Below are 21502 nucleotides of genomic sequence, written 5' to 3' on the forward strand. Positions count from 1 at the left end.
ACGGTGAGGTGGCTGTAGAATATCCGTCGCCGCCGCCGGGCTCTGTTATCCAGAGCGGCGGCCAGCGGATTCTTTATTGTTATTTGAAGTTACACTGGGCCAGCATTGCGCCGAACGCTTCCTCACCCTTGATAACTTTCTCAAGTGCGAAGATATCGTTCTCACCCTTACGCTCGTCGGCGTTCTTGATACGTACCTGGTACATATCGTGCACCATACGGCCATCGGCACGCAGGGTGGCGTTACGGGCGAAGAAGTCATTTGGCTGGGTCGCTTTCATCTGCTTCATTACAGCATCAGATTCGTCGGTACCGACCGCTTTGACTGCGTTCAGGTAATGCATAGTGGCGGAGTAAGCGCCTGCCTGGCCCATGGCCGGGATAGCGCCGCCGGTGCGTTCCATAAAGCGCTGGGACCATTTACGGGTCTCTTCATCGTAATCCCAGTAGAAACCAGTGGTCAGCTTCATGCCGCCGGCGATAGTTGGGTCCAGTGCCTTGGCGTTCGGTGTGAATACCAGCAGACCTGCGACATCGACCATCTCGGTCAGACCGAATTCAGCAGCAGTTTTCAGCGAGTTGACGAAGTCAGAGCCGGCGTTGGCCAGTGCCACTACGTCCGCGCCGGAGGACTGTGCCTGCAGTACGTAAGAGGAGAAGTCGGTGGTGCCCAGCGGCGCACGTACCTTGCCGACAACCTCACCGCCATTGTTGGCGATAACGCCGGAAGCTACTTTCTCCAGGGCGTGACCGAAGGCGTAGTCAGCGGTGATGAAGAACCATTTCTTTTTACCGGCCTGTACCATTGGTTTTACGGTGCCGTTTGCCAGGGCGACAACGTTATAGGTCCAGTGTGCATTGTACGGAGAGCAGGCCTTAGTGGTGAAGGCGTGGGAAGCTGATGTAGAGATCAGGGCGATCTTCTTGGCATCCGTCAGTACCTTGGTAACGGCACCGGTAACCGCTGAGGATACCAGGCCAGTCACAGCGTCAACCTGCTGGCTTTCAACCCACTCGCGGGCTTTGGCAGAGCCAACGTCCGGTTTGTTCTGGTCATCTGCTGAAACGACTTCGATCGGCTTACCCAGTACAGTGCCACCGAAATCCTCTACCGCCATCTTCACGGCTTCAACACAGCCTTTACCGCAGATATCTGCATAGACACCGCCCATATCAGCCAGTACACCGATCTTAACCTTGTCGTCAGACAGGCCCGCAGCATTAGCGCCGGAGGCGGCGATTGCGGTCATCATGGCAGTGGTCAGCAGGGATTTTTTCATCGATTTCATCGTTATTGTCCTCAGGAGCTTGTTATTTTTATGCGCTTCGGTGAGTGATTAGTCCGGGTTCAGACACCCAGGTAGGTATTCAGCATCTCGGCTTTCGCCTCGAGTTCGTCTGCGAGCACCTCTTCCACAATGTGCCCGTGTTCCATCACGTAGTGGCGATCGGCGATCGGCGCTGCGAAACGGAAATTCTGTTCAACCAGCAAGATGGTCAGGCCGCGTTCTTTCAGCATCAGCAGCACTTCTGCCAGCTTTTTCACGATTACCGGAGCAAGACCTTCGGTGATCTCATCCAGTAGCAGGATATTGGCACCGGTGCGCAGGATACGGGCCATCGCCAGCATCTGTTGTTCACCACCGGAGAGGCGGGTGCCCTGGCTGTAGCGACGCTCATACAGGTTGGGGAAAATCTCGTAGATCTCTTCGACACTCATGCCATCGCTGCGTACCGCTGGCGGCAGCATCAGGTTCTCTTCCACGTTCAGGCTGGAGAAGATACCGCGCTCTTCCGGGCAATAGCCCAGTCCCAGGTGAGCGATACGGTGGGAGGCCATGTCGATGGTCTCGTTTCCGTTAATCACGATCGAACCGGTACGCCGGCCGACCATGTTCATGATGGCGCGCAGCGTGGTAGAGCGGCCGGAACCGTTACGGCCCAGCAGGGTGACCAGCTCGCCCTGCATCACGGTCATATCGATGCCGTGCAGGATATGGGATTCGCCGTAGAAGGCATGCAGGTCGTTGATACGCAGTTTTTCGCGGTGATTGCTCATGCTGTGGCCTCCTGAACATCTTTGCTGTCTGACGCTTTGGCTGCGGCAGACTGTCCCGGTACTTCTTCACCTTCTTCCACACCGAGGTAGGCTTCGCGAACCCGTGGATCGGCGGAGACAGTGTCGTAATCACCCTCAGTCAGGATGGCGCCGCGCTGCAATACCGTGATACGGTCAGCCAGTTTGGAGACCACGTGCAGGTTGTGTTCCACCATCAGGATGGTGCGATCTTTCGACACCCGCTTGATCAGGTCAGCCACTACATCGACATCCTCGTGCCCCATGCCCTGGGTTGGTTCGTCGAGCAGCATCAGCTCGGGCTCCAGCGCCAGTGTCGTGGCAATCTCCAGCGCACGCTTACGGCCATAGGAGAGGTCAACAGTTTTGCTGTTGGCGAATTCAGCCAGTCCGACATCGTCCAGCAGCTCGACTGCACGGTCATTCAGCTTGTCCAGCACCTTCTCGGACTTCCAGAAATGGAAGCTGTTGCCTTCATGGCGCTGCAGGGCAACGCGCACATTTTCCAGTACAGTCAGGTGTGGAAATACGGCGGAGATCTGGAATGAGCGGATCACACCCAGTCGGGCGATCGCTGCTGGTTTCATGGTGGTGATATCCTGACCGTTAAACAGGATCTTGCCCGAGGTCGGGATCAGAAACTTGGTCAGCAGGTTGAATACGGTGGTTTTACCGGCACCGTTTGGACCGATCAGGGCGTGGATGTCACCGCGGCGAACGTTAAGGTTAACGTCTTCGACTGCGGTAAAACCTTTGAACTCCTTTCTCAGGTCTGTGGTTTGCAGAACGTAATCAGTACTCATGGGTTTTGTCCCGCCGTCCGCCCGAAGGTGACGGCATTATTATTTTTGTTTTAACTGACCGGGAAGGCCCTTTGAGATCGATTTAACGCCACAACTTTTGCCAGAGTTTTGCCCAAATGCAACGAAATGTAACAGGCAGTGGATTCAGGCATCTGCCTGAGAAGAAAGTAGGGGAGGTAAAAACGGGGGGAATGAGTTAGGGTATATCCTTATCTGAAGTCCAGCAGCGCCCCGGCTGCGCAGCGGCTCTGACCGGCAACAATAACAATAAGCAGGTAACGTTGTGTTGAAGTCCAAACTGGTACGGCGACTGTTTCTGGTGATTCTGCTGACTGTGGTCGCGCTGTTTACCGCTATCTACTTCTATTCAGTGCCGTTTATCAAACAGACCGTGTTTGAGATCGAGCGCAATGCCAGCCGTATTGCCCTGAACAATGTGTTTGAACTGGCGAATAAGATCTATTTCGGTCTTGAGGGGTATCGCCTGCAGGCACTGGACTCCCATAAGAAGCGACTGGAAGCGGTGGTTTCTCTGGCTGAGGCTTATGTGAATGAGGCACAGCAGCAGGTTGCACGGGGTGAAATCAGTCTTGAAGAGGCGCAGCGTCAGGTCTTCGAAGGGCTGCGTAACTTCACTTATGGCAACAATGACTACGTCTGGGTTGCCAGCCATGATGCTTTCTTTCTGTCCCACCCTGATGACCGTTTTCATCGTACCGATGCTTCAGCCGTGCGAACGGAGACCGGTTCCTTCCTGATTCCGGCGATTGTTTCCCAGGTGGTGGAGAGTGGTGACGGTTTCTTTCAGTACAAGTGGAATCGCCTCGATGCCAGCGATGAGGTTGATAAGATCTCCTATGTGCGCAACTACCCGCAATGGAATATGGTGATCGGCTCCGGACTCTACCTGGATGATATCGAGGCGGAGGTGCAGCAGCGGAAGCGGGCGGCCGTAGATGAACTGCGTGAAGCGCTCAGTGCGATTAAAATCGCCAAGACCGGCTATATGTTTATTTTCGATGGTGACGGCAATATGCTGATCCATCCCAACCCCAATATCGATCAGACCAATGCTTCCGAGCTGCTGGAGCCGGTCACCCGCAAGCCCATCCTGGCCGAATTGGCGAAAGCCGCTGATACTGGTAAAGAACTTTACTATCAGTGGGATAAGCCGTCAGATCCGGGCCACTATGTACATGAGAAACTGTCACTGGTGCGCTACCTGAAGGGATTTGACTGGTATATCGGCTCTTCGGTCTATGTTGCCGAACTGCAGATCGATTCCGAAGTGCTGACGGAACGGATCCTGACGATCGCCTCAGTGGCACTGCTGACGCTGGTGGTGTTGTCTATCATCTTTGTACACTGGGTTGCCCGACCGATTCAGCGCCTGGCCGGCACGGCCGTGCGGGTCAGGGCGGGTGATCTCAGTGCTAAAACCGGCATTGTGCGGGATGATGAACTGGGGCTGCTGGCCAGCAGCTTCGATACCATGGTGGATCGCCTGCGCGACAATATTCACTCGCTGGATACCACGGTGCAGGCCCGCACCTATGAGCTGCAAGCCACCAACAGCCAGCTGCGAGAAGCGGTGGGTTCGTTACAGGAAGCCCAGAGTGAACTGGCGCTGGTGGAAGAGCGTCAGCGTATGGTGCTGGATGCCCTGCCGGCCCAGATCGGTTATGTGGATGCCTCGCTGCACTACCTCTTCGCCAACCGGGGTTATGCTGAAATGTTCGGCATGACCAAGGAAGAGGTGGTCGGCAAGCGGATTGAAGAGGTGCTGGGCCAGACCATGGTGGATGATATGCAGGATCATATCCACCGGGTGCTCAGCGGCGAGGAGGTTTCGTTTGATTATCGCCTGCAGCGTGACGGCCGCGAGCTGATTACCCGGCGTATCCTGATTCCGCACCGCAACCCAGATGGGCGTATTAACGGACTGCTGAGTCTGGCGCTGGATATCACGGCGGAGAAAGAGGCCGAGCGGCGTCTGACCGAAGCCCAGAGAATGAATGCCGTGGGTGAGCTGGCCGGAGGCCTGGCACATGACTTTAATAACCTGTTGTCGATTATTCTGGGGAACCTGTTGGCGGCGCAGGAGCGCTATCCGGAGATCGCAGATCTGATGCGCTATCTGGAGCCGGCAGTGCGTGCCAGTCGCCGTGGTGCTGATATCACCAGCCGCTTGCTGGCGTTCTCCCGCCGTCAACCGCTGATGCCTTCTGCTGTGCGGCTGGAAAGTCTGCTGCAGGATACCCTGACCCTGCTTGAGGGTTCCCTGCCGAGTCATATTCATGTCAGCTGCGAGGGCGATATGAATGGCTGCATTCTCTATATCGATGAGAGTCAGCTGGAAAATGCGTTGGTTAACCTCGCCCTGAATGCCCGTGATGCGATGCCACAGGGCGGCGACCTGCGCTTTCGGGTGCGGCGGCGTGATATTTGTATTCCCGAGCAGTACGATGAACTGGTGGTGCCGGGCGATTATGTTGAAATCTGCGTTCAGGATTCGGGTACCGGCTTTGATCAGGATGCGCTGGCGCTGGCCTACGAACCCTTCTTCTCGACCAAGACCAACGGTGCCGGGTCGGGGCTTGGTCTGAGTATGGTGTATGGCTTTGTGAAGCAATCACAGGGCTATATCTCGATTGCCAGTGAGCCGGGGCTGGGCTCAGTGATCAGCCTGCTGCTGCCGATCAGCGAGGCGGAAGCAGAGATCGAAACCGCCGAGCAGGAAGGGCTGGGGGACTATGCTTCCGACTACAGCGGTCAGCTGATGTTGCTGGTCGAGGATGACGATGATGTCAGGGCGGTGGTGCGTGATCAGTTGCGCAAGCTGGGCTTTGGCGTGATTGAGGCGGTAGACGCCGACGAAGCCGCCGAGCTGATTGAATCGCTCGATGGCCTTTCCGGTATGCTCAGCGATGTTGTGATGCCGGGTAAATTCAGTGGCTTTGACCTGGCGCGAATGCTATACCGGAAAGCACCGTCCAGCCGGATTCTGTTGATGAGTGGTTATGCCTACGACCGGGAAACCCCGGATCAGCATGGCATCAGCTTTACCATGTTGCGTAAGCCGTTTGAGCCGGCGGCCCTGCTGAAAGCCCTGCGCCGTGCCTCCCAGCAAGCGGGAGAGGCAAGCATTACGGTTCCGGGCGATCAGGCTGAAGGAGTAAAGGATGAAGAGTGAGAAGCTCATCTATGTGGTAGATGATGAAAAGGATATCTGTGATCTGGTGTGTCTGGAGCTGGAACGTTTTGGCTACCAGGCGGAAGCCTTTCACACCGGTGAGGGCTGTGCCCGTGCGATCGGTCGCCGCCAGCCCGACCTCTGTATCGTCGATCTGGGGCTGCCGGATATGGATGGCCTCGGACTGGTGCGAACCCTCTGTGAGGAACATCAGATCGGTGTGATGATCCTGTCCGGGCGAGGCAGTCTGCCGGACCGGGTACTGGGGCTGGAGCTGGGAGCGGATGACTATATTACCAAGCCGTTTGATCCCCGTGAGCTGATCGCGCGCGTCAACAGCCTGCTGCGACGACTGGATAATTCACAGAAAGAAGCCGTGGTTGCACGTCGTCAGGCCCGCTTTGCCGACTGGCAGTTTGATACAGCGACACTGACCCTGAGTTCTGATGGCGGCGCCACAGAGGTACTCAGTTCTGCTGAAGCCGACCTGCTGAATGTGCTGCTCAATGCCCCGAAACAGATCCTCTCCCGTGACCAGCTGATGGGGGAGGTGATGGGACGTGATGCGATGCCGTTTGATCGCAGTATTGATGTGCGCATGTCCCGCATTCGCCGCAAACTGGAAGCCGATCCGAAGAATCCGCGGATTATCAAAACGGTCTACGGTGCTGGATATATGCTGGCGGCCGAGGTGGTCTGGAGTTGAAAGCAGCTAATAGCTTAAAGCTTAAAGCTTAAAGCTTAAAGCTGGATGCTGTCAGCTTAGAGCTTAGAGCTTAGAGCTTAGAGCTTAGAGCTTAGAGCTTAGAGCTTAGCGCGTCGCCGGTTAAAGCGGCGGCGCTTACTTTGCTATTTCTCAAAGTATAGTCATGTAAAAACTTATATTACCCAAAGGTCAGCTGGTCTATAACCTCAGTTATAGATTGTAGGTGCCGCTGCCTGTCTGATTGGTTTTGCTCAGGTGCTGCATCCGCCACCGCAACAGCGTTGAATTCCGGAGATAATAATTAATGACTATTCAGCTGAAAGATCCAAGCCTTCTCAAGACTCAGGCCTATATCAACGGCGCCTGGGTGGATGGTGATAAAGGTGAAACCTTCGCCGTGACTAACCCGGCGACCGGTGAACATATCGTCGATGTCGTGAATGTGGGTGTGGAAGAGACCCGTCGCGCTATCGAGGCAGCTGAAGCGGCTATGAAGTCCTGGAAAGCCAAGCCTGCGAAAGAACGCTCTGCCGTGCTGCGTCGCTGGTATGACCTGATCATGGCCAACGTGGAAGACCTGGCTGTGCTGATGACCAGCGAGCAGGGCAAGGTATTGCTTGAGTCCCGTGGCGAAGTGGCTTATGGCGCCAGCTTTATCGAATGGTTTGCCGAAGAAGGCAAGCGTGTTTACGGCGACATCATCCCGGCACCGCAGACCGACCGTCGTGCGGTAGTGGTGAAACAGCCGGTGGGTGTAGTGGCTGCCGTTACGCCATGGAACTTCCCGAGCGCTATGATTACCCGTAAGGCAGGGCCTGCACTGGCAGTGGGTTGTGCCATCGTACTGAAGCCGGCTGCAGAGACTCCGTTGTCTGCACTGGCGCTGGTGGAGCTGGCTGACCGTGCTGGCCTGCCGGCGGGTCTGTTCAGCGTGCTGCCAAGCACCCAGTCCCGTGATGTTGGTCTGGAGCTGACCACTAACCCGATCGTTAAGAAGTTTACTTTCACCGGCTCTACTCCGGTTGGCAAGATCCTGATGAAGCAGTGTGCCGACACGGTCAAGCGTACTTCGATGGAACTGGGTGGTAATGCGCCGGTACTGGTGTTCGATGATGCCGATCTGGATCTGGCGGTCGCCGGTGCGATCGCCTCCAAGTACCGTAACTCAGGTCAGACCTGTGTCTGCGCTAACCGTATCCTGGTACAGGAAGGTGTTTACGATGCCTTCGTCGAGAAGTTCACTGCTACGGTTAAGGGCTTCAAGGTTGGTAACGGTCTGGAAGAGGGCGTGACCCACGGTCCGGTTATCACTGAGAAGGCTCTGTCCGATATCCACGGCATGGTGACAGACTCCGTTGCCGCCGGCGCTAAAGTGGAAGTTGGTGGTGAGCCATCCGATCAGGGCAGCCGCTTCTACCAGCCGACTGTTCTGACCAATGTGAACGATCAGATGCGCGTTTTCCGCGAAGAGATCTTTGGTCCGGTCGCGCCGATCTTCAAGTTCAAGACTGAAGAGGAAGCGATCGCTATGGCTAACGATACCGAGTACGGTCTGGCGGCATACATCTATGCCCGTGATGTCGGTCGTGTATGGCGTGTTTCCGAGGGTGTTGACTTCGGTATGGTTGGTGTCAACGAAGTCGGTATCACCTCTGATGTGATCCCGTTCGGAGGTATGAAGGAATCCGGTCAGGGCCGCGAAGGTTCCAAGTACGGCCTGGATGACTACCTGGAAATCAAATACATCTGTATGGGTGGCCTGGACAACTAAGCTATCAGAAGGCGGGGGCCTGCCTGCGCGGGCCCTTGCTCATCGATAAAGGTGTGCAGAGATAAAAAAACCGGTGCTGTTCAGCACCGGTTTTTTTATGCGCGCAGCACGAAGAAGTGACTGCGCGAGGCCCCGCGAAGCGGCTTACATCCGCTCCATGGTCTCGATGCCCAGCAGGTCGAGGCCCTGCTGCAGTGTGCGGGCGGTGGCTGCACAAAGGCTCAGGCGACTGGCGCGCTGCTCGGCGGCCACGTCGCTGCGCAGGATCGGGCAGGCTTCGTAGAACTTCATGAACAGGCTGGACAGTTCGTAAAGATAGTTACACAACAGATGCGGATAGGCTTCTTTGGCAACCTGGTCGATTACGTCTTCCAGCTGCAGCAGTTTCAGTGCCAGGGCTTTTTCCTGGGCTTCAGCCAGTACCGGCGCGACGGAGTTGTCGACCGTCTGATCAGCCTTGCGGAAGATGCTCTGGATACGGGTGTAAGCGTACTGCAGGTAAGGGGCTGTATTCCCCTCAAAGCTCAGCATGCTGTCCCAGCTGAAGATGTAGTCGTTGGTGCGGGTCTTCGCCAGGTCGGCGTATTTCACCGCGCCGATACCGATCTTGCGGGCGGCTTCCTTCTGCTCTTCGGCAGACAGGTCTGATTCTTTCGACTGCAGCAGGGCTTCGGCTTTCTCAACGGCTTCTTTCAGCAGCTCGGCCAGCTTCACAGTACCGCCGGAGCGGGTTTTGAACGGCTTGCCATCTTCGCCCATCATAGTACCGAACGGGTGGTGCTCCAGGCTGAATTCCGGCTTGGCAAATCCAGCCTTACGGCTGAGGGTGAAGACCTGCTTCATATGCAGTGACTGACGGGCATCGATAAAGTACAGCGCACGGTCGGCGTTCAGCACATCGTTACGGTAGCGCACCGCCGCCAGATCGGTGGTGGCATACAGATAGCCGCCGCCGGATTTCTGCACGATCATCGGCAGCGGGTTACCCTCTTTGTCGGCCAGCTCTTCGAGGAAGGCGACCTGGGCGCCCTGGTCTTCAACAATCAGGCCCTGCTGTTTCAGCAGCTCGATCACCACCGGCAGGTCATCGTTATAGGCGCTTTCTGCCTTGATATCCTCTGGCTTCAGGGTGACGTTGAGCAGCTGGTAGATCTCTTCACTGTGGGTGACAGAGATATTAATGAACTGCTGCCACAGCTCCAGGCAGCGGGCATCGCCACCCTGTAGCTTAACCACGTAGTCACGGGCGCGGTCGGCAAACGCCGGTTCGTTATCAAAGCGCTGCTTGGCGTCGCGATAAAACTCTTCCAGGTCGGACAGTGCGGCTTCGGCTACTTCGTTACCGGCGGTTTTGTCTTCCAGGTTGGCAATCAGCATACCGAACTGAGTACCCCAGTCGCCAACGTGGTTCTGACGCACAACCTTGTGGCCCTGAGCTTCCAGTACCCGGGCCAGTGCATCGCCGATGATGGTGGAGCGCAGATGGCCAACATGCATCTCTTTCGCCAGGTTTGGCGCCGAGTAGTCGATCACCACGGTCTGAGGTTGCTCAGCCTGCTCCATACCCAGGCTGTCGCTGTTCAGGGCTGTGCATACCTGTTCGGCCAGCCAGTCTTCGGCAAGATGGATATTGATAAAGCCGGGACCGGCAATCTCAACCTTGCTGGCAACGTCTTCCAGCTGCAGCTGATCGACGATTTTCTGGGCCAGTTCGCGTGGATTAGTGCCGAGCTTTTTCGCGGCAGCCATAGTGCCGTTGGCCTGATAGTCACCGAACTGTGGTCGGTTGCTTGGAGAAACCATCGGAGAGAAGCTGTCCGGGATACCGACAGCGGTCATAGCTGCCTGAACTCGGGTGGAGAGAAGTTCGCGAATCTTCATGGTTGGGAGCCAGTAAAACCTTAGTATGTTGATGATCCGGCTGTTACAGCGAGCCAGACTCATATGAATGCGTGATTACGGATCAAAGCGGTATTTTAGCCTGACAACGGCGAAATGGGCGCTTGATCGGGGGTATCCCCGGCCGCTTAAAGTAGGGCGTGGATAAGACCGGCTATTTTAAACCGGATGGGGTATCCGGTGATATAGCCAGAGGAAAGGAATTCGCGCCGATCTGTCGCTGGAAAAGCGCTTGTTACTGTTTCGGCTGCTTGTTGCGAGATACCTGCCCGTCTGTAACGGTGGGCAGGTATCTCGCTGAACTGCTACTCGGGTACGTAGCTGGCCAGCCCCTCTTCGATGAACTGCTCCCAGTTCCAGCCCTGGTTGCTGAGCAGGTGCGCGTACTGGGGCTTAATCACAAAGCTCCAGGCAATGGCGCGATTGCCATCATCCGTCAGCACCGTGACCTTATTCCGCTGAAACAGTTCGCCTTCATATTCATCCAGCAGGGTCAGGTCTTCCTCGCTGATATTTTTATACAACAGTCCCGGGGTCACTTCATCCCGCGCCGGTTTAATGCCCGGAAAGGATTCGTCAGTCAGTACCCGGCAGATATGATCGGCGAGGGAGGCACGCTGATACACGTCAGGGGTTCGTTTCAGAACTGCCTTGATCACTTCAGGGATCATCAGGGTGCCATAGGTAAACAGGTTTGCGGTGGTCATCTATCTTGTCTCCCGGACATCTGGCCGCTTTCATAGCGTTTGGCGGCGTCGTTACAGAGGAACCAGGCAATAGTGGATGGCCCGGAAGTGCCTCGTATTTACGATACTAAAATACGTGGCCGGGATTGCAGTAAGATTGCGAGGCTGAAACCGTATGCACCGCGCCAGATCAATATTTCCGGCGAAAAGGCTAATCGGTTTATGGGACTTTGGTAGAGGAGTTCCCTCGCCTCTGCTTTCCCGGCACAGCAGTACTTCTGAATCTGCCTGTTCACGGTGAGCGGAAAATACCGCCCTGCACAAAATATTTAACTTTTTGTGCGCTGTCCAGATAAAGCGACTATTCGGTCGGTAGGTTGGTGCTATTTTCTTAGGCCATAAGCAGAGTGATTAGTTGAGCCTGTGAGCGGCATTTAACCGCTGTGTGAAATCGGTCGCTGCCTGAGGAGATCCCTGTGTCCGAGGTCGACAAATGGTTGCCGGGCTGTAAAATCCTGCTGGTGACGCCGGATGAGCGCTGCCTGCAGGAATTCGGGTCTGTCTAAAGCGGATGTTCATAAACGATCGTTAAACTGACGCTCTTGGAGTGTTCTCAGGCTGTTTGGAGGCTTAAGTGAATCGGAATCAGGTAGCTTTTTCAGGGGTTTTAATGGCTGTGTTGCTGGCGGGCTGTGCGGGTAAGCCTAATCAGGGGCGAGTTGACTTGGCCTGTCATAGTGGCATTGAAGCGGCATATGACGAGCTGAGCTTTGCGCGCAGCCAGGGGTTTAGCGGCTCCGTTGCCTGGACTAAAGCCAGCACGCTGCTGGGCTCTGCAAAAGTCATGGAGCAGGTGGAAAACTATGACGGTTGTCTGGCGAACGTAGAGAAAGCGCGTTTCTACATCCGGCAGTCTCAGGGTAAGTAGCAGCCCATCAGGATCAGGTCGTCGCCCCGGGTCTGGTAGCGCTGCAGCTGCAGGCTGAGCTGGCGCGGAACATCGAACGCCGAGGCAGGCCTGAATCCCAGCCGCTGGTAGAATGGCTCCAGGTGAGAGTAGGGAAAGCAGAAGCAGGGCCGCCTGGGCCAGTAAGGGCGTGATTGTTCAATCAGCTCGCTGCCCAGTCCCTGACGTTGTCTGCTGCGCTCGACCCACAGTCCTCTCATCAAACTATACTCCGGCGCTGTACTGAGACGGAGTCCGGCGATAATCCCGTCGTCCCCCTCCAGCCAGAAGCCGAGGTCGCTCAGGGCCGCTTTGCCTTTGTGGCCATTGCGTTTATAGAAGCGGTTTAGCTGCCAGAGATTGTCTGCGTCAGCGAGGACCAGTGTCCGGCCTGCTTGTTCAGATTCCACAGTGGCTTTGGCCGCGTTTTGCCAGATACTGCTGATGGTACTCTTCCGCACGCCAGAACGTCGCGGCCGGTGTGATCTCGGTAACGATCGGGCCAGGGAAGACTCCGCTGGCATCCATCTCTGACTTACTCTGCTCTGCCAGGGCCTGCTGGTTCTTATCGTGGTAAAAAATCGCCGAGCGATACTGGGAGCCAATATCAGGTCCCTGACGATTCAGTGTGGTGGGGTTGTGGCACTGCCAGAACAGATTCAGCAGGGTGGAGTAGTCGACACTGTTCTCGTCAAACTCAACCTGCACCACTTCGGCATGACCGGTAGTATCGGTGCAGACCTCTTTATAGTTGGGCTGGTCTTTATTGCCACCCATATAGCCTACCGCTGTTTTTGTTACGCCTTTAACGGCAGCAAACTTTGCTTCGATACCCCAGAAGCAGCCCGCGGCAAATGTTGCCAATGCCATGATGGTGTCCTTGTTTTAGTTGGTTACTTCATTGAGTCTCTGCGGCTCAGGGAAAGTTCAATATACACTGTCGTGAGCTACGAGCTACGAGCTACGAGCTACGAGCTACGAGCTACGAGCTACGAGCTACGAGCTACGAGCTACGAACAGCTATTCAAGCTTACGGACAGTCTGTCGATTCGGTCCTCAGAACACAAAAAACCGCGGCCAGGGGCTGGACGCGGTTTTTGTTTCTGCGCGCAGCTCGCTACGCGCCGCCCGGTGCTGATTTAGTCACAAAGGGCGTCGAGTTTCTTCTTCAGGATACCGGTGACGGCGCCCGGGTTGGCTTTGCCGCCGGTGGCTTTCATCACCTGGCCCATAAAGAAGCCGATCATCTTACCGCGCTTATCCGGCTCGGCAGCGATGTACTGCTCGACCTGAGGGCCGCTCTTACTGATCACTTCATCAACGATCGCTTCAATAGCGCCGCTGTCGGTGACCTGTTTCAGGCCCTTGGCTTCGATAATCTCATCGGCGCTACCGCCTTCGCTCCACATCACTTCAAACACTTTCTTGGCGATGTTGCCGGAGATAGTATTGTCTTTGATGCGCACCAGCAGGCCGCCGAGCTGATCCGCAGAGACCGGGCTGTCGCCGATGCTGGTGTCGTTGGCATTGAGGTGCTTGGACAGCTCGCCCATCACCCAGTTTGCCGCCAGCTTGGCATCTTTCGCTGCGGTGACCACGGTTTCGAAGTATTCCGCCAGGAAACGGTCGGCGGACAGTACCATGGCATCGTAGTCGCTCAGCTTGTACTGCTCGATAAAGCGTTCTTTGCGCGCGTCAGGCAGTTCCGGCAGGTTGTTGCGGATCTCCTCGATGTAATCTTCCTCGATCACGATCGGCAGCAGGTCCGGGCAGGGGAAGTAACGGTAGTCGTTGGCTTCCTCTTTGGAGCGCATAGAACGGGTTTCGTTCTTGTTGGCATCGTACAGGCGGGTTTCCTGTACCACGCGACCGCCATCTTCAATCAGGTCGATCTGACGGTCTATCTCGCCGAGGATCGCTTTCTCGATAAAGCGGAAGGAGTTGATGTTCTTGGTCTCGGTGCGGGTGCCGAACTCTTCTTCGCCTTTCAGGCGGACGGAGACGTTACAGTCGCAGCGGAAAGAACCTTCTGCCATGTTGCCGTCACAGATGCCGAGGCTGGTGACGATAGAGTGGATTTTCCGCACATAGGCGACCGCTTCTTCGGCGCTGCGCATATCCGGCTCGGAAACGATCTCCAGCAGGGGGGTACCGGCACGGTTGAGGTCGATACCGGTCATGCCCGGGAACTCGTCATGCAGGGACTTACCGGCGTCCTCTTCCAGGTGGGCCCGGGTGACGCCGACACGTTTAGTGCTGCCATCTTCCAGGGTGATATCCACATGACCCACGCCGACAATCGGGTGGAACAGCTGGCTGGTCTGGTAACCTTTCGGCAGGTCCGGATAGAAGTAGTTCTTGCGGTCGAAGATCGAAGTGCGACCGATTTCGGCGTCGATCGCCAGGCCGAACTTCACTGCCATCCGCAGGGCTTCTTCATTGAACACCGGCAGGGTGCCCGGCAGCGCCAGGTCAACCGCGCAGGCCTGGGTATTGGGTTCGGCGCCAAAAGCTGTGCTGGCACCGGAAAAGATCTTGGAGTTTGTGGCGAGCTGGGCGTGGATCTCAAGCCCGATTACCGCTTCCCATTCCATTTTGATTAACCTCTTAGATGCCTTCAGGTGACTGTTTGTGCCAGTCGGTAGCCAGCTGGAACTGGTGTGCGACGTTGAGCAGTTTCTGCTCGGCGAAGTAGTCACCGATAACCTGCAGGCCGACCGGCAGGCCGTTAGTCTGACCACATGGGATCGAGATGCCTGGCAGACCGGCCAGGTTCAGGGCGATCGTAAAGATATCTTCCATATACATGGCGATCGGGTCTGAGGTCTTCTCACCCAGTTTGAAGGCCGGTTCCGGCGTTGTCGGACCCATGATCACATCAACCTCTTTCAGGGCTTCGGTGAAGTCCTGCTTGATCAGGCGGCGGATCTGCTGGGCTTTCTTGTAGTAGGCGTCGTAGAAACCTTCAGACAAGGCGTAAGTACCGACCATGATGCGGCGCTTAACCTCGGCACCGAAGCCTTCGCCGCGGGAGCGCTTATAGAGGTCTTCCAGGTCAACCGGGCTGTCGCAGCGGTAGCCGTAGCGCACGCCGTCGAAACGGGACAGGTTGGAAGAAGCTTCCGCCGGCGCAATAATGTAGTAGGCCGGTACGGCCAGGCCGGTATTCGGCAGGCTGATCTCCTTAACCGTAGCGCCCAGAGCTTCGTACTCTTTGATCGCGTTCTGTACCTGCTCGGCAATGGCCGGGTTCAGGTCGGATGGAAAGTACTCTTTCGGCAGGCCGATCTTCAGGCCAGCCAGCGGCTTGCTCAGATCAGCAGTGTAGTCCGGCACATCGCGCTGCATGCTGGTGGAATCGCGGCGGTCGAAACCGGCCATCACATTCAGCATCATCGCCGCATCTTCGGCGGTGCGGGTCATGGGGCCGCCCTGATCGAGGGAGGAGGCAAAGGCGATCATGCCGTAGCGGGAGACGCGGCCGTAGGTTGGCTTGATGCCGGTGATACCGCACAGCGCGGCTGGCTGACGGATAGAACCGCCGGTGTCGGTGCCGGTGGCGGCCGGTGCCAGGCGAGCGGCGACTGCCGCGGCTGAACCGCCGGAGGAGCCGCCCGGTACGCGCTCGGTATCCCATGGATTACGGGCCGGGCCGTAGAAGCTGGATTCATTGGAAGAACCCATCGCAAACTCGTCCATGTTGGTTTTACCCAACATAACGCCGCCCGCCGCATTGAACTTATCCACCACGGTGGCGTTGTAAGGGGCGACGAAGTTGTCCAGCATTTTTGATGCACAGCTGGTCCGCACGCCTTCGGTGCAGAAAATATCTTTATGGGCGAATGGTAACCCGGTAAAGGCACCGGCATTGCCGGCTGCGCGGGTGTCGTCGGCGGCTTTGGCCTGAGCCAGCGCCTGTGACTCAGTTACCGAGATGTAGCTGTTGTACTTGCTATCTTCGGCCTTGATGCGATCCAGATAGGCCTGGGTCAGCTCGACACTGCTGAAGTCGCCGTTTTCCAGCCCCTGGGCCAGTTCGGCTAGCGTCTTGTCAAACATGAGATATGTTTTCCTTCAGAATTCCGATGAAGTGGAGAGGTGCCGCCGGTTACTCGATGACTTTCGGTACCTGGAACAGGCCATTTTCAACGGCCGGGGCAACGGACTGCAGGGCGTCACGCTGATTCTCTTCGGTGACGTCGTCCTTACGCAGGCGCTGCACGGCATCCAGTGCATTGGCCATCGGTTCTGTTTCGCTGGTGTCTACAGCCTGCATCTGGTCGACCAGATCCAGAATGTTTGACAGGTTTTCGGTGTATTCCGGGATGTCCTGCTGATCGATCTGCAGGCGCGCCAGATGGGCGATTCGTTCCACATCAGAGCGGTCTAAAGCCATAATCGCTTCTTCCTGGTATTTGGGTGTCAGTTTCAGGGTCATAAAGGTATCACAAAGGCCCGCTTAAGCTGAAGACTGCAGTTGTTTTGCCGGGGCTTTTAGTGACGGCATGATTTGCCGCCGGAGAGGCCGGATGACTGTAACATTTTCAGAACAATCCCCAGCTTGCAACCGGCATCTTTTCGGGGGCGAAAGCCAGCGTTGGCGGTGATTCAGCGGTGATTCAGAGTTGAAACATAAAACAGGCTTGCGACTGATTGATTCTTGCTGAAACAGCCCGTGGTTGTTAGAGTTACCTGTCTTCAGGTTGTAGCGGTTAAACCTGTAAATTTCTTAGGACTCCCTAATCTCATGCTCAAGAAAATCCGTGGTCTATTTTCCAGCGATCTGTCCATCGATCTGGGCACCGCGAACACCCTTATTTATGTCCGGGATCGAGATATTGTTCTCGATGAACCCTCTGTTGTTGCTATTCGCGAAAACGGGAATCAGAAATCGGTGGCTGCCGTAGGCGCAGACGCTAAGCGTATGCTGGGGCGTACGCCGGGAAATATCACGGCCATCCGTCCGATGAAAGATGGCGTTATCGCCGACTTTCACGTTACTGAAAAAATGTTGCAGTACTTTATCAGCAAGGTACACGATACCAACTTCCTGACGCCAAGCCCGCGGGTACTGGTGTGTGTGCCCTGCAAGTCGACCCAGGTTGAACGTCGTGCCATTAAAGAATCTGCGATGGGCGCGGGTGCGCGTGAAGTCTATCTGATCGATGAGCCAATGGCGGCTGCGATTGGTGCCGGCTTGCCGGTCGATGAAGCAAACGGTTCTATGGTGGTGGATATCGGTGGTGGTACCACTGAGATCGCCGTGATCTCCCTAAACGGTATTGTTTACGCTGATTCGGTTCGCGTCGGTGGCGACCGTTTCGACGAATCGATCAGCACCTATGTGCGCCGCAACTACGGCAGCCTGATCGGTGAATCGACGGCTGAACGCATTAAGCAGGAGATCGGTACGGCATACCCATCGACTGAAACCTACGAGATCGATGTCCGTGGCCGTAACCTGGCTGAAGGTATCCCGCGTAGCTTTACCCTTAACAGCAACGAAATCCTGGAAGCACTACAGGAGCCGCTGTCTGCGATTGTACAGTCGGTGAAAAGTGCGCTGGAACAGTGTCCGCCCGAGCTGGCGTCCGATATTGCCGAGCGCGGTATCGTGTTGACCGGTGGTGGTGCCTTGCTGCGTAATATCGATCGTCTGGTGAGCGAAGAGACCGGTCTGCCGGTTATCGTGGCCGACGACCCGCTGACCTGCGTTGCCCGTGGCGGCGGTAAGGCACTGGAGATGCTGGACAAGCATGCTTTCGAGCTGCTGGCACACGACTAACTGAATCAGCTATGTCGCGTCCGTCCTATCTAGTCTGCATGGGACACTTCCGCCCGCAGAGGCAGGAGGTGTCCTATTAAACCCATCTTTCGTGGCGGCTCGCCACGGACCCGCTTCGTTATTTTTGTCTTTCTGGCAGTTGGCCTGATCGGTGTTGATCTTTACTGGGCCAAGAGCCGTGATGCCCGTGCCTATATCTCCCTGCTGCTAACTCCGGTGCAATGGCTGGTGGATGCGCCCAGTCGTGTGGCCGATGAAATCTCTGATGTCGTCGTCGATCGCACGGTTCTGCTCAAGGAAAACGAGCAGCTCAAGTCTGAAGCGCTGTTGCTGCAGCGTAAGGTGCAGCAGGTCGCCGCGATTAAGGCTGAGAATGTGCGTCTGCGCGCGTTGCTCAAAGGCCGCCGCCTGCTCGATGAAGAGGTCAAGCTGGTGGAACTGATCGGTGTTAATCCGGATCCGTTTCAGCATCAGGTGATTATTAACAGTGGTTTCGAAGATGGTGTCTATGAAGGGCAGCCGGTACTGGATGCTGGCGGCGTGATGGGGCAGGTGGTCGAACGTGCCCACTATACCAGCCGCGTTATGCTGATTACGGATGCCCGGCACGCCATCCCGGTTGAGGTCAACCGCAATGGAATGCGCTCGGTGGCGCTGGGTAAAGGCGTACTGACTGAACTGGTGCTGGAACATGTGCCTGATACGGCTGATATTACCGAGGGTGATCTGCTGATCACCTCCGGCCTGGGAGGGCGTTTCCCCCGGGGCTATCCGGTTGGCCGGGTAGTGGAAGTGATCCGTGATCCGGGCAAGCCGTTTGCCCAGGTTAAAGTCCAGCCGACCGCGCGCCTTGATAAGAGCCGCCAGTTGCTGCTGGTGCGCAAGGGTGAGGCGGTCGCCCTGCAGAAGCAGCTGCAGGAGTAATCCCGCGATGCAGGAAGCGAGAACCGGCGGCGGCAGCATGATTATTCTGGGAACCTTTCTGCCCGGAATAATGCTGAGTCAGATGCCGCTACCGTCGATGCTGGAATGGTATCGGCCGGAGTGGGTGGCGATGATCCTGATCTACTGGGTGATCGCATTGCCTCACCGGATCGGCGTTGGTGCCGGTTTTCTGGTCGGACTGATGATGGATGTGGTGCGCGGCAGTGTGCTGGGGCTGAATGCGCTCTCTTTTACCATCATTGCCTATCTGGCACTGCTGCTTTACAAGCGTTTACGTATGTTCCCGCCCTGGCAGCAGGCAATGATGGTGATGGTACTGGTCGGCATTAACCAGTTGCTGTTCCACTGGATGCAGATGGTGACCGGAACCACCGGTGACAGTCTGCTGTTTTTATTGCCAGCAGCGACCAGTGCCCTGTTCTGGCCCTGGATCTTTGTTGTCCTGCGTGGTTTACGCCGGACATTCCGAATCTCATAGGTGCAATTATGGAACCCGTTATCCTGCTGGCGTCAGCATCGCCACGTCGAAGTGAACTGTTACAGCAGATAGGGGTTCCTCACCAGGTGGCACCGGCCCATATTGATGAACAGCCGTTGGCTGGCGAGACCCCAGCCCAGTATGTGGCCCGGCTGTCGTTGGAGAAAGCGCGGGCAGGCTACGACAAGAGCACGCTTAAGCTGCCGGCGCTGGGGTCTGATACCGCAGTCATCTGTGATGAGCTGATTCTGGGAAAGCCACGGGATGAAGAAGATGCCGTGACGACCCTGATGCGTCTGTCAGGACGGAGCCATCATGTCCTCAGTGGTGTAGCGGTCTATACTCCAGAACAACAGCGGGTTGAGGTCGTTTCTACCGAAGTTCGCTTCCGGACGCTGACTGAAACGGAGTGTCGACGCTATTGGGCCAGCGGAGAGCCTGCAGATAAAGCAGGCAGTTATGGTATTCAGGGGCTGGGTGCGGTATTCGTAACCTCGATTAACGGAAGTTACTCCTCTGTCGTCGGCCTGCCGCTGGCAGAAACTGCAGCCATCCTAAACACTTTTGATATAGCTGCCTGGCAGCGCGACTGAGCAGTTTCAAGGAGTGCCCATGGGCGAAGAGATTCTGATTAACTTTACACCAATGGAAACCCGCGTAGCGGTGATCGAAAACGGCATGCCGCAGGAGATCTATGTCGAGCGGGCCAAGCGTCGTGGCATTGTCGGCAATATCTATAAAGGCAAGGTGGTCAGGGTTCTGCCGGGCATGCAGGCGGCGTTCGTCGAGATCGGCCTCGAGCGTGCAGCGTTTATCCACGTGGAAGATGTCCTCTCCCAGCAGGCTTCCAGTGAAGAAAAGAACGGCACTTCCATTTCTCAGGTATTGCGTGAAGGTCAGGCACTGCTGGTTCAGGTAACGAAAGATCCGATCGGCACCAAGGGTGCACGCCTGACGACTCACCTTTCTATCCCGTCCCGTTATCTGGTGTATATGCCGGGCAGCGAACATATCGGTGTCTCCCAGCGAATCGAGGACAGTGAAGAGCGCGACCGCCTGCGTGGCATCGTGAGTAAACTGATTGAGGAAGAGCAGCCTTCTGAGGATGAGAAACGCTCGGTTGGCGGTTTTATCCTGCGCACTGTATCTGAAGGCGCGAGCGAGATTGAACTGCGGGCAGACGTCCAGTTTCTGCGCCGCTTATGGGCGGCGATCCAGCGTAAAATCTCCGGTGCTAAAGCGCCGTCACTGATCTACGATGATCTGCCGCTGAATATGCGTGCCCTGCGTGATATGGCACACAGCGGGGTAGAGCGCATCCGTATCGATTCCCGGGAAACCTTCCAGAAAGCCAAAGAGTTCTCGGCGGCACTGGTGCCTGAAATCGATGATAAGCTTGAATACTATCCCGGCGAGCGTCCGGTGTTTGATCTCTTCAATGTCGAAGATGAGATTCAGAAGGCACTGGGGCGCAAGGTCGAGCTGAAGTCCGGTGGTTACCTGATCTTCGATCAGACTGAGGCGATGACCACGGTCGATGTGAACACCGGGGCCTTTGTCGGTCATCGTAACCTGGAAGAGACAATCTTCAAGACGAACCTGGAAGCGGCGACTGCGATCGGGCGTCAGCTGCGACTGCGGAACCTCGGCGGCATTATCATTATCGACTTTATCGATATGGAAGATGCTGACCATCAGCGCCAGGTGCTGCGTACGCTGGAGCGGATGCTGGAAAAGGATCACGCCAAGTGCAAGGTCACCGGTGTCTCCGATCTGGGGCTGGTCGAGATGACCCGCAAGCGGACCCGTGAAAGCCTTGAGCAGGTGCTCTGTGAAACCTGTGAACAGTGTCAGGGACGTGGTTCTATCAAAACCCCGGAAACGGTCTGCTACGAGATCTTTCGCGAAATCCTGCGCCAGCACCGGGCCTACGATACGGAAGCCTATCTGGTACTGGCTGCTGCAACCGTGGTCGACTACCTGCTGGAAGATGCTTCAGACCATGTGGCCGAACTTGAGAGCTTTATCGGTAAGACTATCCGCTTCCAGGCCGAGCCGGTGTATGCACCTGAGCACTATGATGTAGTGCTGCGATAACCCTGTCGCCGCTCCGGCTGTCCGTTCGGAGTGGTTGCCCTGTTCGCAGGTAGCTAAGCGGTTGTGCCCCGAAAGGGAGCCCGGCAGCCCGGTCCGGTTGAACAAAACAGAGTATTT

General features: G+C 56.3%; 19 protein-coding genes. 9 read left to right on the forward strand and 10 right to left on the reverse strand.

Translation table 11 applies throughout. The features are described from left to right. Window positions 1-79: 79 nt before the first annotated feature. Genes Q354_RS0120885 through Q354_RS0120895 form a run of 3 tightly spaced genes read right to left on the reverse strand, consistent with a single transcriptional unit; the run spans window position 80 to window position 2879 of the window. Window positions 80-1288, reverse strand: a complete 1209-nt coding sequence (locus tag Q354_RS0120885) for an ABC transporter substrate-binding protein (RefSeq protein WP_027859298.1) — start codon at window positions 1286-1288, stop codon at window positions 80-82. A gap of 59 nt (window positions 1289-1347) precedes the next feature. Next, window positions 1348-2058, reverse strand: coding sequence for an ABC transporter ATP-binding protein (locus Q354_RS0120890; protein ID WP_027859299.1), 711 nt, complete (start codon window positions 2056-2058; stop codon window positions 1348-1350). Beyond that, window positions 2055-2879, reverse strand: coding sequence for an ABC transporter ATP-binding protein (locus Q354_RS0120895; RefSeq protein WP_027859300.1), 825 nt, complete (start codon window positions 2877-2879; stop codon window positions 2055-2057). Before Q354_RS0120895 ends, Q354_RS0120890 begins: the two co-directional genes overlap by 4 nt. Window positions 2880-3162: 283 nt before the next feature. On the opposite strand from Q354_RS0120895, the gene Q354_RS26775 reads away from it, so the two are divergent. The 3 genes from Q354_RS26775 (at window position 3163) to Q354_RS0120910 (ending at window position 8549) form a co-directional block, all read left to right on the forward strand. Further along, a complete protein-coding gene (locus tag Q354_RS26775; protein WP_084332702.1) occupies window positions 3163-6072 on the forward strand; it encodes a cache domain-containing protein in 2910 nt (969 codons plus the stop codon). Then, entirely contained in the window at window positions 6062-6778 is a 717-nt protein-coding gene (locus Q354_RS0120905; RefSeq protein WP_027859301.1) for a response regulator transcription factor, read from the forward strand. Before Q354_RS26775 ends, Q354_RS0120905 begins: the two co-directional genes overlap by 11 nt. A 304-nt stretch (window positions 6779-7082) precedes the next feature. Continuing rightward, on the forward strand, window positions 7083-8549 hold the full coding sequence (locus tag Q354_RS0120910) for an NAD-dependent succinate-semialdehyde dehydrogenase (RefSeq protein WP_027859302.1): 1467 nt from the start codon (window positions 7083-7085) through the stop codon (window positions 8547-8549). A 144-nt stretch (window positions 8550-8693) separates the two neighbouring features. Here Q354_RS0120910 and argS read toward each other — a convergent pair whose 3' ends face one another. Next, entirely contained in the window at window positions 8694-10430 is a 1737-nt protein-coding gene (argS, locus tag Q354_RS0120915; RefSeq protein WP_027859303.1) for an arginine--tRNA ligase, read from the reverse strand. A 323-nt stretch (window positions 10431-10753) separates the two neighbouring features. After that, window positions 10754-11155 (reverse strand): gamma-glutamylcyclotransferase family protein, encoded by a 402-nt coding sequence (locus Q354_RS0120920; protein WP_027859304.1) that lies wholly within the window; start codon window positions 11153-11155, stop codon window positions 10754-10756. Window positions 11156-11804: 649 nt separating this feature from the next. On the opposite strand from Q354_RS0120920, the gene Q354_RS0120930 reads away from it, so the two are divergent. Next, entirely contained in the window at window positions 11805-12062 is a 258-nt protein-coding gene (locus tag Q354_RS0120930; RefSeq protein ID WP_036230997.1) for a hypothetical protein, read from the forward strand. Here the strand turns inward: Q354_RS0120930 and Q354_RS0120935 are convergent. From Q354_RS0120935 to gatC, 5 genes are all read right to left on the reverse strand, one after another. Then, window positions 12050-12490: a GNAT family N-acetyltransferase gene (locus tag Q354_RS0120935; protein WP_027859306.1), complete on the reverse strand. Its 441-nt coding sequence runs from the start codon at window positions 12488-12490 to the stop codon at window positions 12050-12052. The two genes, Q354_RS0120930 and Q354_RS0120935, sit on opposite strands and share 13 nt — an antisense overlap. Then, window positions 12480-12950: a peptide-methionine (S)-S-oxide reductase MsrA gene (gene msrA, locus Q354_RS0120940; RefSeq protein ID WP_027859307.1), complete on the reverse strand. Its 471-nt coding sequence runs from the start codon at window positions 12948-12950 to the stop codon at window positions 12480-12482. The genes Q354_RS0120935 and msrA overlap by 11 nt, the downstream gene beginning before the upstream one ends. Window positions 12951-13219: 269 nt before the next feature. Beyond that, on the reverse strand, window positions 13220-14674 hold the full coding sequence (gene gatB, locus Q354_RS0120945; protein ID WP_027859308.1) for an Asp-tRNA(Asn)/Glu-tRNA(Gln) amidotransferase subunit GatB: 1455 nt from the start codon (window positions 14672-14674) through the stop codon (window positions 13220-13222). Window positions 14675-14687: 13 nt separating this feature from the next. Further along, on the reverse strand, window positions 14688-16139 hold the full coding sequence (gatA, locus tag Q354_RS0120950) for an Asp-tRNA(Asn)/Glu-tRNA(Gln) amidotransferase subunit GatA (protein WP_027859309.1): 1452 nt from the start codon (window positions 16137-16139) through the stop codon (window positions 14688-14690). 49 nt (window positions 16140-16188) lie between these two features. Further along, window positions 16189-16476, reverse strand: coding sequence for an Asp-tRNA(Asn)/Glu-tRNA(Gln) amidotransferase subunit GatC (gatC, locus tag Q354_RS0120955; protein WP_027859310.1), 288 nt, complete (start codon window positions 16474-16476; stop codon window positions 16189-16191). Window positions 16477-16827: 351 nt separating this feature from the next. Here gatC and Q354_RS0120960 point away from each other — a divergent pair, with 351 nt between their 5' ends. The 5 genes from Q354_RS0120960 (at window position 16828) to rng (ending at window position 21385) form a co-directional block, all read left to right on the forward strand. Beyond that, window positions 16828-17865: a rod shape-determining protein gene (locus Q354_RS0120960; protein WP_027859311.1), complete on the forward strand. Its 1038-nt coding sequence runs from the start codon at window positions 16828-16830 to the stop codon at window positions 17863-17865. 120 nt (window positions 17866-17985) lie between these two features. Continuing rightward, window positions 17986-18789 (forward strand): rod shape-determining protein MreC, encoded by an 804-nt coding sequence (mreC, locus tag Q354_RS26780; RefSeq protein ID WP_407637290.1) that lies wholly within the window; start codon window positions 17986-17988, stop codon window positions 18787-18789. A 7-nt stretch (window positions 18790-18796) separates the two neighbouring features. Continuing rightward, window positions 18797-19288 carry a rod shape-determining protein MreD gene (mreD, locus tag Q354_RS0120970; protein ID WP_027859312.1) on the forward strand — a complete coding sequence of 164 codons (492 nt, stop codon included), beginning with the start codon at window positions 18797-18799 and terminating at the stop codon, window positions 19286-19288. Window positions 19289-19296: 8 nt separating this feature from the next. Beyond that, complete coding sequence (locus Q354_RS0120975) at window positions 19297-19881, forward strand: Maf family protein (protein WP_027859313.1); 585 nt, start codon at window positions 19297-19299, stop codon at window positions 19879-19881. Between the two features lie 19 nt (window positions 19882-19900). After that, window positions 19901-21385 carry a ribonuclease G gene (rng, locus tag Q354_RS0120980; RefSeq protein WP_027859314.1) on the forward strand — a complete coding sequence of 495 codons (1485 nt, stop codon included), beginning with the start codon at window positions 19901-19903 and terminating at the stop codon, window positions 21383-21385. Window positions 21386-21502: the final 117 nt, after the last annotated feature.

The organism is Marinobacterium jannaschii DSM 6295, from assembly GCF_000620085.1.
In the GTDB taxonomy this organism is placed as follows: Bacteria; Pseudomonadota; Gammaproteobacteria; order Pseudomonadales; family Balneatricaceae; genus Pontibacterium; species Pontibacterium jannaschii.